Below are 13,360 nucleotides of genomic sequence, written 5' to 3'. Positions count from 1 at the left end.
GTGCCAGCACGGTGGTCGGCCGGGGCCCGGAGCGGGATGCTGGGAGCGAGGATCGGAGGCCTCGTCGTGAGTCGTCGAACATTGCCGGCGGTCGTCGCCGTGACCACCCTGCTGGTTGTCGGGGTGGCGGTGGTGTCGGTCGATTGGCCGGGCGGTCCGCCCGCGGGACCGGCGGAGCTGATCGCGTTCCTCGCGGTGGGCGTCGCCTTCGTCGCGGCGGGCGTCGTCGCGTGGCAGAGCCGGCCGGACGACAACACGGGACGGCTGATGGTGCTGGCCGGATTGTTGTGGCTGGTGAAGGGGGGCGCCGCGGCCCGCAACCCGGTGGTCTTCACCGTCGGGGCAGCGCTGACGGTGATGTACCTGCCGGTGTTGATCCATGTACTGCTCGGCTTTCCGACGGGACGACTGACCCGCAGGTGGGAACGGTGGTTCGTGGGTGGCTGCTACGTGTACTTCCTGGCCTCGGTGCTGCTCGACCTGATGTTCTACAACCCCTCCGTGATGATCGGCACCGACCGCTTCACCGCACCCAACCTCCTGCTGGTCCGGGACGATCCGACGATCTTCGCGGCGCTGCAGCTCGTGTTCGGAGCGGTGGCCATCGGCATCAGTGTGGTCGTGATCGGCGTGCTGCTGGCCCGGTGGCGGTCGGGCTCTCCGGCCTATCGGGCCGCGTTCGCACCCCTGTGGATCGCGGGGATCCTGGGGTTCGCCACGGTCATCGGCACCGGGCTGGTCACGGCGCGCTCGTCCGGCGTGGGGAACGTGTGGACGGCCTACGTGGGCTACCTGGCGACCGCGCTGTTTCCGATCGCGGTGCTGGTGGGGTTGTGGCGTTACCGGGTGGCCCGCGGGGCGGTCAGCGACGTGATGGTCGAGGTCGGTGCGGCCCCGCTCGGGGAGGAGTTCGTCCACGCGCTGCGCAAGGCGCTGCGCGACCCCGGTCTGGTCCTGTGGTCGTGGTCGCCGCGGTCGAACAGCTACCTCGACGCGCACGGGGACCCGCAGCGCCTGCCCGGCGGCGGCGACCCCCGTGCGGCGACCGTCCTGGAACGCGACGGCGTCCCGGTCGGGGCGCTCGTGTACGACCGGTCGCTGCGGCATCAGCCGCAACTGCTCGCGGCGGTGCGCAGCGCGGCGACCCTCGCGCTGGACAACCAGCGGCTCCAGTTCGAGTTGCAGGCTCAGCTCGCCGAGGTCCGCCGGTCCCGGGAGCGGATCGTCGCCGCCGGGGACGCGCAGCGGCGGCGACTCGAACGCAACCTGCACGACGGTGCGCAGCAACGCCTGGTCGCTGCGACGATCCTGTTGCGGCGCGCGCAGCGGACGTCCCAGCCGGAGCGCAAGCAGGAGTTGCTCACCGAGGGCACGGCCGAACTGGACTCGGCGCTGGTGGAGCTGCGGGAACTGGCCCGGGGCGTCTATCCGCCGGTGCTGCAGGAACACGGTCTCGCCGCCGCGCTGACCGCCCTGGCCGAGCGTGCTCCGCTGCCGGTGGAGATCGTCGACACCCTGACCGGGCGAGCTCCCGCGTCGATCGAACTCGCCGCCTACTTCATCGCCGCCGAGGCGGTCGCCAATGCCACCAAGCACTCCGGCGCCACGCACATCGAGATCGACCTTCGCCGGGACGGCGGGATGCTGCGGATGGTCGTCACCGACGACGGGTGCGGCGGTGCGACGCTGACTGCCGGCGGCGGTTTGAGCGGACTGAGCGACCGCGCCGCGGCCCTCGGTGGGGTGCTCGGCGTGCACAGTCCCCCGGGGGGCGGGACGACCCTGACGCTGTCGCTTCCCCTCACCGCCGGGACATCCGGGGAGCCGTCATGAACCTGCGGGTGGTGCTCGCCGACGACTCCGCGGTGCTCCGCGAGGGCATCGCCGGCCTGCTGCGCGACGAGGGAATCGAGGTGGTCGGCCAGGCCGCGGACGGGCAGGGTCTGCTGCACCTGGTGGAAGAGCACCATCCGGACCTGGCCGTGGTCGACATCCGGATGCCGCCCACCCACACCACCGAGGGCATCGACGCCGCCCTCACCGTTCGCCGGTGCTTCCCGGGCACCGCCGTGCTGCTGCTGTCCCAGTACGTCGAAACCGAGAACGTCATGAACGTCTTCGCCGGCGGGACCGCCGGCCTGGGATATCTGCTCAAGGACCGCCTCTCCGACATCGACGGGTTCCTCGGGTCGCTGCACCGCGTCGCGGCGGGCGGAACGGCACTCGATCCCGACGTGGCCGGCCGGTTGATCTCCCGGCCGCACCGCGACCGGGGGGCCCTCGACGAGCTGTCCCCCCGGGAGCGGGAGGTCCTCACCCTCATGGTCGAAGGCTGTTCGAACCGGATGATCGGAGCCGCCCTGGCCCTCGGGGAACGCTCCGTGGACGTGCTCGTGCGTGCCGTCTTCGACAAGCTCGGTCTGCCACCCGAGCCCGACGACCACCACCGTGTCCGGGCGGTGCTCGGCTACCTCGGCCCCACGGTCCGCAGCTGATCTCGCCAGGTCTGCCGACCCGTCCGCGACCTGGCATGATCGGGTGTCGTGACATCGACGGTGAAGCTGCGTGAACTGGCCGAACGATTCGGGATCGCCACCACGTACGTGGGGTGGGATCAGCAGGACCACTACGCGAGCGACGACACGCTGCGCCGGGTCCTGGCCTCCCTGGGGGTGCCCGCCGGCAGCGAGGCGGAGATCGACGCCGCCCTCGCGGATGTGCCGAATCAGCCGTGGCGGCGGATGCTGCCGCCCGCGCTGGTCGTCGTGCAGGGCGAGGAGCACACCTTCCCCGTGCACGTGGCCCACGGTGATCCCGTGCGGGTGCAGGTGCGCACCGAGGACGGCGACGTCGTCGACGTCGCGCAGCGGGACGTGTGGGTCGATCCCCGGGAGGTCGACGGCCGGCTCGTCGGCCGCGCGACGTTCGCCGTGCCGGATCTGCCGCTCGGGTGGCACACCCTGCACGCCCGCAGCAACGACACCGAGGCCGAGGCCACCCTGGTGGTGACGCCCGCCCGCCTCGCCACCGCCGACCGGCTCCTCGAGCGACGTCGCCGCGGCCTGGCCACGCAGTTGTACTCGGTGCGGTCGACGCGGTCGTGGGGCGTCGGCGACTTCGCGGACCTCGCGGACCTGGCGGCGATCACCGCCTCCGTGCACGGGGGTGACTTCGTGCTCGTCAATCCCGTCCACGCGGGCGAGCCGGAGCCGCCGCTCGAGCCGTCCCCGTACCTGCCGAGTTCACGGCGGTTCGTGCACCCGATCTACCTGCGGGTGGAGAACATCCGGGAGGCGGCGCTGCTGCCGCGCAAGCACCGCAAGACGCTCGAGGCGTACACCGAGAAGTTCGCCAAGTCGAACCGCAAGGACAAGCGCATCGACCGCGACACCGCGTACCGGGCCAAGCTGGAGGTGCTCGGGCACGTGTTCCGGGTGCCGCGCAGCCCGGCGCGGCAGGCACAGTTCGATGCGTTCCGCGCGGCGGGTGGCGACGCGCTGACCGACTTCGCGTTGTGGTGCGCCCTCGGCGAGAAGTTCGGTGAGCGCAGCACTCGCTGGCAGACCCTGGCGGCGACCCCGGACGAGCCGTACGTCACGCGCCAGCGGACCAAGCTGGCCGAGCGCATCGAGTTCCACTGCTGGCTGCAGTGGCTGTGCGACGAGCAGCTCGCCGAGGCGCAGGCGACGGCGCGCGCGGCCGGCATGGACATCGGGATCGTGCACGACCTGGCGGTGGGTGTCCGGCCCGACGGCGCGGATGCCTGGACGCTCGGCGATGCGCTCATCCGCGACATGACCGTCGGGGCGCCGCCGGACGACTTCAACCGGCAGGGTCAGGACTGGACCCAGCCGCCCTGGCATCCGGTCCGGCTCGCCGAGCTCGGCTACCGGCCGTACCGCGACGTGGTGCGCACCGCGCTGCGCCACGCCGGGGGCCTGCGCGTGGACCACATCCTGGGCCTGTTCCGCACCTGGTGGATTCCCGAGGGCTGCACGCCCGACCAGGGCACGTACGTCAAGTACGACCACGACGCCTTCATCGGGATCCTGGCGCTCGAGGCGCACCGGGCGGGCGCCGTGCTGATCGGCGAGGACCTCGGTGTGTTCGAGGGCTGGGTGCAGGAGTACCTGTCGCGCCGCGGCATCGCCGGGACGTCGATCCTGTGGTTCGAGCGGGACGGCGACGATCCGCGGCCACCGGAGAGCTACCGCAGGCTGTGCCTGACGTCGGTCACCACGCACGACCTGCCGCCGACGGCGGGTTTCCTTGCCGGAGAACACATCACGCTGCGTTCCGAGCTGGGCCTGCTGGAGCGGGACCTGGAGACCGAGGCCGCCGACGCGGCCGCCGAACGCGACGCCGTGCTGGCGGCGCTGCGGGAGCGCGGACTGCTCGACGCGGACGCCGACGAGCAGCGCACCGTCGAGGCGCTGCACCGGTTCGTCGCCGCGAGCCCGTCGGCGCTGATCGGGGTGTCGCTGGCCGACGCCGTCGGGGAGCGACGCAGCCAGAATCAGCCGGGCACGTCCGACGAGTACCCCAACTGGCGGATCCCGCTGGCCGACGAGAACGGCCGGACCGTGCTGCTCGAGGACCTGCCCGGCAACGCGCGGTTCGCGGCCCTGCTCGCCGCGGCGGCCCCGGAGTCGTCCGCCGACAAGGCCTGAACGCCTCGGGCCGGCTGCCGGGGATCCGGCAGCCGGCCGAGCGTCACTTCGCGTACATGCTCTCGATGTCGGCGGCGAACCGCTCGGTCACGACGTTGCGCTTGATCTTCAGCGTCGGCGTCAACTCACCGGTCTCCTCGGTGAGGTCCCGGTCGAGGACGACGAACTTCTTGATGGCCTCGGCGTGCGAGACCATGGAGTTGGCGTCGTCGACGATGGACTGCAGCGCGTCGTGCAGGGCCGGGTCGCGGCGCAGGTCGGCGATGGTGGCCGTGGGGGGCTTTCCGTTCTCGGCCTTCCAGTTGTCGAGCACCTCGGGGTCGACGGTGAGCAGCGCGGTGATGTAGCTGCGCCCGTCGCCGATGACGACGGCCTGCGAGACGAGCGTGTGCGAGCGCATCCGGTCCTCGAGCGGACCCGGGGAGACGTTCTTGCCGCCGGCGGTGATGATGAGGTCCTTCTTGCGGCCGGTGATGCTCACGTAGCCGTCCTCGTCGATCTCGCCGAGGTCGCCGGTGCGGAACCAGCCGTCGTGGAAGGCCTCGGCGGTGGCCTTCTCGTTGCGCCAGTAGCCCTGGAACACGACCCCGCCGCGCAGCTCGATCTCGCCGTCGTCGGCGATGCGGGTGCTGTTGCCGCCCATCGGTTGTCCGACGGTGCCGATCTTCTGGGCGCCGGGGACGTTCACGCTGTGCGCGGCGGTGCTCTCGGTCAGGCCGTAGCCCTCGTAGATCGGGACGCCGACGCCGCGGAAGAAGTGGCCGAGGCGGGGGCTCAGGGCGCCGCCACCGGAGATCGCGAACCAGCACTCGCCGCCCATCGCCTGCCGCAGCTTGGCGTAGACGAGCTTGTCGGCCATGTTGCGCTTGGCCTTGAGCGCGAACGACGGACCGCCGCGGTCGAGCGACTCGCTGTAGGCGATGGCGGTCTCCTCGGCGAACGCGAAGATCGCCGCGTTGAACCGGCCGCCGGCCGCGGCCTTGCGGGCCGCCGCGTCGCGCACCTTCTCGAAGACGCGCGGCACGCCGAGGATGGTGTTCGGGGCGTACCGCTCGAACTGGGCGGAGATGGTGCCGAAGTCCGACCAGTGCGCCTGCGCCGCACCACCTTCGAAGACGGCCAGCGACACGGCCCGGGCCAGCACGTGCGCGAGCGGCAGGAAGGTCAGGACCCGGCTGCCCGGCTTGGCGACCTCGCCGATCGACGCGGTGAGGATGCCGCGGACCTCGCTGTAGAAGTTGCGGTGGGTGAGCATGCAGCCCTTGGGCCGGCCGGTGGTGCCCGAGGTGTACACGAGCGAGGCGAGGTCGTCGGCGCGGATGCCGTCGAGGCGGGCCTGCAGGGTCGCGTCGTCGACGCCGGCGCCCTCGGCGATCAGCGTCTCCACCGCACCGCCGTCGATCCGCAGGGTGCGGCGCAAGGTGTCCGGCATGTCGACGAACAGCGCTTCGTGGCGTGCGGTCTCGACGACGGCGATGCCGGCCTCGGAATCCTGCAGGATCCAGCGGATCTGCTCGGTGGACGAGGAGTCGTAGATCGGCACGGTCGCGGCACCGGCGGCCCAGATGGCGTAGTCGAACAGCGCCCACTCGTAGCGGGTGGCCGAGAGCAGGGCGACCCGGTCGCCGGGCTGCACGCCCGCCGCGATGAGGCCCTTGGCGACCCCCGAGACCTGCTCGGCGAACTGCCGGGCGGTGACGGCGACCCAGTCCTCGCCCTCGGGGCGGGAGTACATCACGCGGTGCGGCGTCTTCTCCGCGTGCGTGAAGACCGTGCGGACGACCGATTCGTCGTCGCCGACGGTGAACTGGGCGGGGGTGGTGTACTCACGCACGAGCGTCTCCCTCGTTGTGGTCGGGGTGGGCAGTGGACCGGTGTTCCACTCCCTGGCGGAATCGGCGCAGCATGTCGACGAACCGGTCGATGTCGTCCCGGTCCCAGCCGGTCAGCGCCGCGCGGATCTCGTCGTGGCGTCCGGCGACGGTGCGGGCGAGGATCTCGCGGCCCCGGTCGGTGAGCCGGAGGGGATGGCCGAGCCGGGTGGGTCCGGCCTCGGCGTGGACCCAGCCGGCGTCGATGCAGCTGCGCAGTTGACGGGAGACGGTGGACCGATTCACGCTGAACGCATCCGAGATGTCGGTGGCTCGGCAGCCCGGGTTGCGGTCGATGAAGCCGAGCATCGAATGCTGCGCCAGGGACAGCACGTCGTCGTGGGCGCGCTCCCCCGCTGTGAGATGGCGAACCAGGTACACGAACTCGTCGTAGACCTCGGATACACCGGTCGCTGCGGACTGCGCCGCAACCTCCCGTTTGTGTTGCACGACGCAACTGTAAGCCCTGTGCCGCTCGACACCCCAATCGCCTCTAATCGCGGCGCCGCACACACGACTCGACGCCCGGATCGAGCACCCCGTCGCCGGTGCCGTCGACGAGCCGCACCGTCGCCGGCACCAGGCCCCGGCCGCGCTCGTCGAGACGCACGTCGTCGATCGCATCAGTGCCGGTCAGGGCGTCGCCGGGACGTCTCGGACGCCGGAAGCGCACCTCGGTCAGCATCCGTACGCGGCCGCCACGCTCGGGCGCCGGGCGACGGCCCGGGTGTGGATCCCGCTGACGATGAGCCCGCCGACATGCCGCCCTCCGCGGCCGCGCGAGCGGTGCGGAACCACCGGGGGTCCCAGCCGGCCCCGGCCGCACCACCGGCCGCGGATTCGCCCGAACCGCCGGTGCGGCCGGCCCGGGTCGGGTACAGATGATGCGACAGGACTCTCCCTCGCGTGAGGAGTTCCCATGGCCGTACGCGCTCCGTCGACGGCCGGGCGTGGCCGTCGCCTGACCACCGTGCTCGTCGGCGTGCTCGCGGCAGCGCACGCCCTGGCGATGCCGACGGTCACCGCGGCGCAGCAACCCGTCGGGTCCTGCGCGTGGCAGTTCCGGTCCGATGCGACCGTGCTGGACATCGCGTTCCCCGACGCCGCCGCCACCTACTGGGTGCTGCCGTACGCGCTGACCCCCGGCGACAGCATCGAACTGCACGGCACGTATCCGGCGGCGCGGTACTTCTCGCTCAACACCTACGGAACGAACTTCGACACCGTCGACACCCTGCGCGACGCGCAGATCGCACCCGACCCGGGCAGCGGCAATCCGTTCGCGGACGCGGCCGCCGAGGCGCTGCCCCCGTCGGCGCGGCGCTGGAGCGCGACCGTCGTCACCGGTCCGGCCGACCACGCCCGCAACGAGATCGCCGCGCTCCCCGCCGGGTCGCCCACCGCACCGGTCGGATTCCTCATCATCCGGGTGTACGTGCCCGACGACCCGGCCTCCGCGTCCGGCGGGGTTCCCCTGCCGGACGTGACCCTGCACCAGGGCGGGCGCGCCGTGCCGGTACCCACGTGCACCGCCGAGTTCGACCCCGCCGACTACGGCAGCGGACCGGTCGAGCGCGCCGCCGAGGCGGCCGTCGACCGCATCGTCGAGAGCGCCGCCTCGGGCGCCTTCCCCGGTGACGTTCCCGAGACCACGTTCGTCAGCCCCGCCACCACGTCCGGTTTGTTTCCCAACGGCGACAACAAGTACATCGGCACCGTCCTGACCTACCAGCCGGGCCGCATCGCCGTCGTGCGGGGCAAGGCCCCCACGTTCCCCGACACCCGCGCCGGCGAACCGGTCACCACACCGGGCCGTCAGGTGCGGTACTGGTCGATGTGCCAGAACGACCAGGTCACCCCGTACCCGGTCGTCGCGTGCGCAGCCGACTTCGAGACGGCCGTCGACGCGGAGGGCTGGTTCACCTACGTCGTCGCCGCGCCCGAGGACGTGCCCGCCCGCGCCACGGCCGATCCGACGGTGACGGTCCTGCCGTGGGGCTCGACCGAGGTCCCGAAGAAGACCCTGCTCTACCGGAACATGCTCCCGTCCGACGAGTTCCTGCCGCAGTCGGTGCAGTCCGCGCAGGGCGGCGATCCGGCCGCCACGATGGGGCCCTACTACCCCCGAGGGGCCTACTGCGAGACCTCCACCTTCGAGGCCGGCGGAGTCGCGGCCTGCCTGCCCGGACAGTGAGGCCGCTGGGGTCCGCGGCGATACGCCCGATTCCGAGACGCCGCGCCGCCCCGGCAATAACCTGTGTGACACCCGCCACAGGGCGGGCAGCTGTTCTTCCAGGAGGCCCCCGCATGTCCGTCCCCGCTCCGTCCGTCATCCTCGACCGCGTCGCGCACTGGGCGCAGACCAAGCCGGACGAGGTCGCGGTGCAGTACCTCGACCGCACCCACACCTGGGCGCAATGGCACGAGCGGCTGCTCCACCTCACCGGTGCTCTCGCCGCGGAGGGGATCGGGCCGGCCGACACCGTCGCGTTCGTCGACAAGAACAACCTCGCCTGCCTCGAGGTCACCTACGCCGCGTCCGCGCTCGGCGCGGCCAACGCGATCCCGAACTTCCGGCTCGCCGGGGACGAACTCGACTACGTGATCAACGACTCGCGGGCGCGGATCCTGTTCGTGGGAGCGGAGTTCGCGCAGGAGATCGCGTCGCTGCGGTCGCGGTTGTCCTCCGTGGAGAAGATCGTCGTCGTCGGCGGGGAGAACGACGAGTTCGAACCGTGGCTCGCGGCCGCCGCTCCGGCGACCCTGCCCGACGTCGCGGCAGAGACCACCGCGCTGCTGCTCTACAGCTCCGGCACCACCGGCCGGCCCAAGGGCGTCCAGCTGACGCACCGCAACCTGTTCGCCCATGCCGAGGACGTGCTCGCCGTGCTGCCGTTCACCGACGGCGACTGCCTGCTCGTGGCGATGCCGCTGTTCCATGTGGGCGGCACCTGCTACGCCGTCATGGGTATCCACGACGGCCGCCGCTGCGTGTTCACCCGCGAGGCGGATGCGCCCTCCCTGTTCGGGGGTCTGGCGGCGGGAGCGAACATCGCGTTCCTGGTGCCCCCCGTGATCGCGGCCGTCCTCGCCGCCGGCGAACGGGCGATCGGGGCGTTCGCGCGGCTCAAGCGCATCACCTACGGCGCCGCGCCGATGCCGCTGCCGCTGCTGCGGGGCGCGCTCGCCGCGTGGCCGGACACCGAGTTCGTCCAGGTGTACGGCATGACCGAACTCGCCGGGGTGATCACCGCGCTGCTGCCGGACGTGCACCGCGACCCGGCACAGGAACGGCGGATGGCGTCGGCGGGCACCCCGATCCCCGGGGTGGAGATGCGCGTCGTCGATCCGGCCACGCTCGAGGACGTGGCGCCGGGCGGGATCGGCGAATTGTGGTGGCGCTCGGCGCAGACCACACCCGGCTACTGGAACCGGCCCGACGCGACGGCCGAGACGATCACCCCCGACGGGTGGTTGCGCAGCGGCGACATGGGCCGGGTCGACGACGGCGGGTTCGTGTTCATCGAGGACCGCCTCAAGGACATGATCATCACCGGCGGCGAGAACGTGTACTGCCCGGAGGTCGAGCGGGTCCTCGTCGAGCATCCGGCCGTGGCCGAGGTCGCCGTCATCGGCGTCCCGGACGAGAAGTGGGGTGAGACGGTCAAGGCGGTGGTGGTCCTCGCCCCGGATCAGAAGGCCGACGAGCAGGAACTCGTCGACTACACCCGCCGGCACCTCGCGCACTTCAAGTGCCCGTCGAGCATCGACATCGTCGACATGCTCCCGCGCAACCCCACCGGCAAGATCCTCAAGCGCTCCCTGCGCGCCCCGTACTGGGCCGGGCACGAACGCACCATCTGAGCGGTGCGTCCTTTGGGCGGCTGCAGCAGCCCAAAGGACGCACCGGCCGCGGAGCGGCCCGGCTCAGCGGATGCGGCGGATCAGGGCGGCCAGGGCCTGGCCGCCGCCGATGCACATGGTGACGATGCCGAGCTCGAGGTCGCGGCGCACCAGGTCCTTGGCCACCCGCAGGGTCAGGATGCCGCCGGTCGCACCCACCGGGTGGCCGAGGGCGATCGCCCCGCCGTACGGGTTGGTGCGGGCCGGGTCGAGCTTGGCGTCCCGGATCACCGCGACGGCCTGCGACGCGAACGCCTCGTTCAGCTCGATCGTGTCGATGTCCGCCGGGGTGGTGCCGGTCTGCTCGAACAGCTTCTGCAGGGCCAGCACCGGCGCGTAGCCCATCAGCTCCGGCTCGAGGGCGGCGGTGGCGACGGACTCGAGCACCGCGAGCCCGCCCAGGCCCCGCTCGACCGCGACGGACTCGCGGGCGAGCACGACGACGCCGGCGCCGTCGTTGATGCCCGAGGCGTTGCCGGCGGTGACGGTGCCGTCCTCGACGAAGGCCGGGCGCAGCGTCGCCAGGGTCTCGACGGTGGTGTCGGGCTTGGGATGCTCGTCGGTGGTGACGACGGTGGGCTTGCGGCCGCCGATCTCGACGGGGGTGATCTCCTCGGCGAACGCGGCGCGGGCGGCGTCGGTGGCGGCGCGGCGCTGCGACTCGGCGGCGAACTCGTCCTGCGCGACGCGGTCGATGCCGTACTCGCGGGCGACGTTCTCGGCGGTGACGCCCATGTGGATGCCGTGGAACGGGTCGGTGAGCATGCCGACGGTGCCGTCGACGAGGGTGCGATCGCCGAGCTTGTAGCCGGAGCGGGCGCCGAAGTCGTAGAACGGCATGCGGGACATGTTCTCGTCGCCGCCGGCCAGGGCCAGGTCGACCCCGCCCCAGCGCATCTGCATCGCCGCCGACCAGATCGCCTGCAGGCCCGAGCCGCACAGCCGGTTGACGGTGTACGCGGGGGTCGAGACGGGCAGTCCGGCCGCGAGGGCGACGCGGCGGGCGTTGTAGGCGTCGGGTCCGACCTGCCCGATGCAGCCCATGACGACCTCGTCGATGTCCTCGGCCGCCACGCCGGCACGCTCGAGGGCCGCCTTCGCGGCGGTCGCGCCGAGTTCGTGGGCCGGCACGCCGGCGAACGCGCCGCCGAAGCTGCCGACCGGGGTGCGCGCGCCGTCGACGACGACGATCCGTTCCGCTGTGCTCATCTCACGTCCCATCTCTCGCAGGAGCGGCACCGAGTGCCATATCTTGCGGTCGACGATACCGGAGCAGTGAGCCGCAACACAGTCGGGTGGCACTGCGACGCAAGGCGGGCACTGTCAGGTGGGATCGCCGAGGTCGTGCCGATGCACGCGCTCGGTCGCCGCGGCCGACCCGAGTTCCGTGCGGGCCTGCGGATTGCTCGCATAGAACTCGAGCACCCGGAACAGCAGCACCGGGTCGCAGTCGAACTTGCGGGAGTCGATCTCGATCACCGGTTCGGGAGGCAACCGGTCCAGGCGGAACAGCCGGCTGGTCCGTCGTCGCGCCCAGGCCGCGGCCGGCGTGCCCAGCACCCAGATCTCGGGGAAGCCGTGGTGGACGGCATGCACCCCGGCCACCGACACCCACGGCAGATACGACTCGATGGTCCAGTCGCGCTGCCGGATCCCGTCCGGTGTCAGCAGTAGCGCCCCCCGGCGGATCCCGCCGCGCAGCACCTCCACGACGAACGCCGCGCACGGCAGCCCGAATGCCGCGAGGAGCACACTCACCCACGGAACGCCGGGGGCGAACAGCACGATCTCGACGGCAGCGCCGAGGGAGAGCAACGCCGCACTCGTCGTCATGGCGCCCATCAGATGGAAGACCGGGCCGGATGCGCGGATCTCGGTGGCCCCGCGGCCCCACGCCTCGACGAGACGGATCTCCGGGTCGCCGCGCCGTGGCCGCCAGAACACGTATCCGAAGAGCGCGGTGAGGGCCATCAGGCCGGACAGGATGAGGAAGAACCGCATCACCGCCCAGGCCCCCGCGTGACCGGCATCCCAAGCCCGCCAGAGGGAGACGAGGATCACGACACCCGCCAGGACTATCGCGGCGGCGACCCGGGTATTGACCTTGGGAGGCGGCCACTCCTCCGGGCGGATCATTCGCGCGGAGGCGGACTCGTCTTCATCGGTGCCGTGCACGAAACACCCGTCCCACTGCGTTCCCCTTCCGGAAGCGCCGGGGACCCCGCCGCCCCGACCGGTTGCCGGTAGGTGGGGAACGCTACCGCAGGGCTCACCGATCGTGGCGCACGACACGCACCGCGACCGCGGTCGCCCGCCGAAGGGACCTTCGACCCTACGCCCGGGGGCCGGATCCGGGCCCGCACGCCGCGGTGTGACCATTGCCACATACGCCCCAGGACGGACATAAAGCCCAGTTCAAGAGGTGTTCATCTCGTGGCCGTCGATCCCGGGCGGCGGGACACGAAAATCTTGTCTACGGATGAGTAACACTGGCGCCGACGGGAACGACACAATCATCGACGATCCAGACGAGACCGGAGGAATCTGCATGACTGTCCAGCTTGATTCGCCTGGCTTCGAGTCCGCCCGCGAGGTGGTTTCGACCCAGGAAGACCTCGGTCGACTGTTCGACGAGATCGGGGAGCTCGACGCGCGGATTCTCGAGGCGATCGAGCGCCGCAGCGAGCTGTCGCGCCGGGCGGGCATCGCTGCGAAGGAGTCCGGGACTGCTCGGCAGGCCCAGAACCTCGAGATGCGAGTCCTCGACCGTTTCGCCGAACTCGGCGCCGACGGCAAGACCCTGGCGATGACGCTGCTCCGCCTCGGACGCACCCGCCTGTCCTAGACCTGACGACTTCCGCGGCCCCCGCACCGATCGGTGCGGGGGCCGCATCGTCGGCACTGCCGGAACACGAA

At 71.7% G+C, this 13,360-nt stretch carries 11 protein-coding genes; 6 read left to right on the top strand and 5 right to left on the bottom strand.

The features are described 5' to 3' along the window. Positions 1–66: 66 nt before the first annotated feature. From F1734_RS10285 to malQ, 3 genes are read left to right on the top strand one after another with little or no spacing between them, the layout of a single operon-like run. Positions 67–1,833 carry a sensor histidine kinase gene (locus tag F1734_RS10285; RefSeq protein WP_228287166.1) on the top strand — a complete coding sequence of 589 codons (1,767 nt, stop codon included), beginning with the start codon at positions 67–69 and terminating at the stop codon, positions 1,831–1,833. Beyond that, positions 1,830–2,495, top strand: a complete 666-nt coding sequence (locus F1734_RS10280; RefSeq protein ID WP_203011611.1) for a response regulator — start codon at positions 1,830–1,832, stop codon at positions 2,493–2,495. Before F1734_RS10285 ends, F1734_RS10280 begins: the two co-directional genes overlap by 4 nt. A gap of 48 nt (positions 2,496–2,543) precedes the next feature. Then, a complete protein-coding gene (gene malQ, locus F1734_RS10275) occupies positions 2,544–4,670 on the top strand; it encodes a 4-alpha-glucanotransferase (RefSeq protein ID WP_203011610.1) in 2,127 nt (708 codons plus the stop codon). Between the two features lie 43 nt (positions 4,671–4,713). On the opposite strand, the gene F1734_RS10270 is transcribed toward malQ, so the two are convergent. Genes F1734_RS10270 through F1734_RS10260 form a run of 3 tightly spaced genes read right to left on the bottom strand, consistent with a single transcriptional unit; the run spans position 4,714 to position 7,214 of the window. After that, positions 4,714–6,504, bottom strand: a complete 1,791-nt coding sequence (locus F1734_RS10270; protein ID WP_010595799.1) for an AMP-dependent synthetase/ligase — start codon at positions 6,502–6,504, stop codon at positions 4,714–4,716. After that, a complete protein-coding gene (locus tag F1734_RS10265) occupies positions 6,497–6,991 on the bottom strand; it encodes a MarR family winged helix-turn-helix transcriptional regulator (RefSeq protein WP_010595798.1) in 495 nt (164 codons plus the stop codon). Before F1734_RS10265 ends, F1734_RS10270 begins: the two co-directional genes overlap by 8 nt. Positions 6,992–7,034: 43 nt before the next feature. Beyond that, positions 7,035–7,214: a hotdog family protein gene (locus tag F1734_RS10260; protein WP_237713773.1), complete on the bottom strand. Its 180-nt coding sequence runs from the start codon at positions 7,212–7,214 to the stop codon at positions 7,035–7,037. Between the two features lie 246 nt (positions 7,215–7,460). Here F1734_RS10260 and F1734_RS10255 point away from each other — a divergent pair, with 246 nt between their 5' ends. Continuing rightward, positions 7,461–8,735 carry a hypothetical protein gene (locus tag F1734_RS10255; RefSeq protein ID WP_203011609.1) on the top strand — a complete coding sequence of 425 codons (1,275 nt, stop codon included), beginning with the start codon at positions 7,461–7,463 and terminating at the stop codon, positions 8,733–8,735. Between the two features lie 113 nt (positions 8,736–8,848). After that, the gene (locus tag F1734_RS10250; protein WP_064066415.1) at positions 8,849–10,405 is read left to right on the top strand and encodes a long-chain-fatty-acid--CoA ligase; all 1,557 of its coding nucleotides are present in this window, start codon (positions 8,849–8,851) and stop codon (positions 10,403–10,405) included. Between the two features lie 63 nt (positions 10,406–10,468). Here the strand turns inward: F1734_RS10250 and F1734_RS10245 are convergent, their stop codons facing one another. Together F1734_RS10245 and F1734_RS10240 are read right to left on the bottom strand one after the other, a co-directional pair. Beyond that, positions 10,469–11,653: a thiolase family protein gene (locus F1734_RS10245; protein ID WP_203011608.1), complete on the bottom strand. Its 1,185-nt coding sequence runs from the start codon at positions 11,651–11,653 to the stop codon at positions 10,469–10,471. 114 nt (positions 11,654–11,767) lie between these two features. Continuing rightward, a complete protein-coding gene (locus F1734_RS10240) occupies positions 11,768–12,619 on the bottom strand; it encodes a hypothetical protein (RefSeq protein WP_234574977.1) in 852 nt (283 codons plus the stop codon). Between the two features lie 373 nt (positions 12,620–12,992). On the opposite strand from F1734_RS10240, the gene F1734_RS10235 reads away from it, so the two are divergent. Beyond that, the gene (locus tag F1734_RS10235; RefSeq protein ID WP_048773088.1) at positions 12,993–13,289 is read left to right on the top strand and encodes a chorismate mutase; all 297 of its coding nucleotides are present in this window, start codon (positions 12,993–12,995) and stop codon (positions 13,287–13,289) included. The last annotated feature ends 71 nt before the right edge of the window (positions 13,290–13,360 follow it).

It is taken from the genome of Rhodococcus ruber (assembly GCF_016804345.1).
GTDB lineage: Bacteria > Actinomycetota > Actinomycetes > Mycobacteriales > Mycobacteriaceae > Rhodococcus > Rhodococcus ruber.
Note: the sequence above shows the minus strand (reverse complement) of the source record. Positions and strands in the feature narration are given on the sequence as shown.

Excerpts from the sequence above, each read along its gene's own strand:
- F1734_RS10280 (WP_203011611.1), top strand. The coding sequence starts at position 1,830 with ATGAACCTGCGGGTGGTGCTCGCCGACGACTCCGCGGTGCTCCGCGAG.
- F1734_RS10255 (WP_203011609.1), top strand. The coding sequence starts at position 7,461 with ATGGCCGTACGCGCTCCGTCGACGGCCGGGCGTGGCCGTCGCCTGACC.
- F1734_RS10250 (WP_064066415.1), top strand. The coding sequence starts at position 8,849 with ATGTCCGTCCCCGCTCCGTCCGTCATCCTCGACCGCGTCGCGCACTGG.
- F1734_RS10245 (WP_203011608.1), bottom strand. The coding sequence starts at position 11,653 with ATGAGCACAGCGGAACGGATCGTCGTCGTCGACGGCGCGCGCACCCCG.
- F1734_RS10235 (WP_048773088.1), top strand. The coding sequence starts at position 12,993 with ATGACTGTCCAGCTTGATTCGCCTGGCTTCGAGTCCGCCCGCGAGGTG.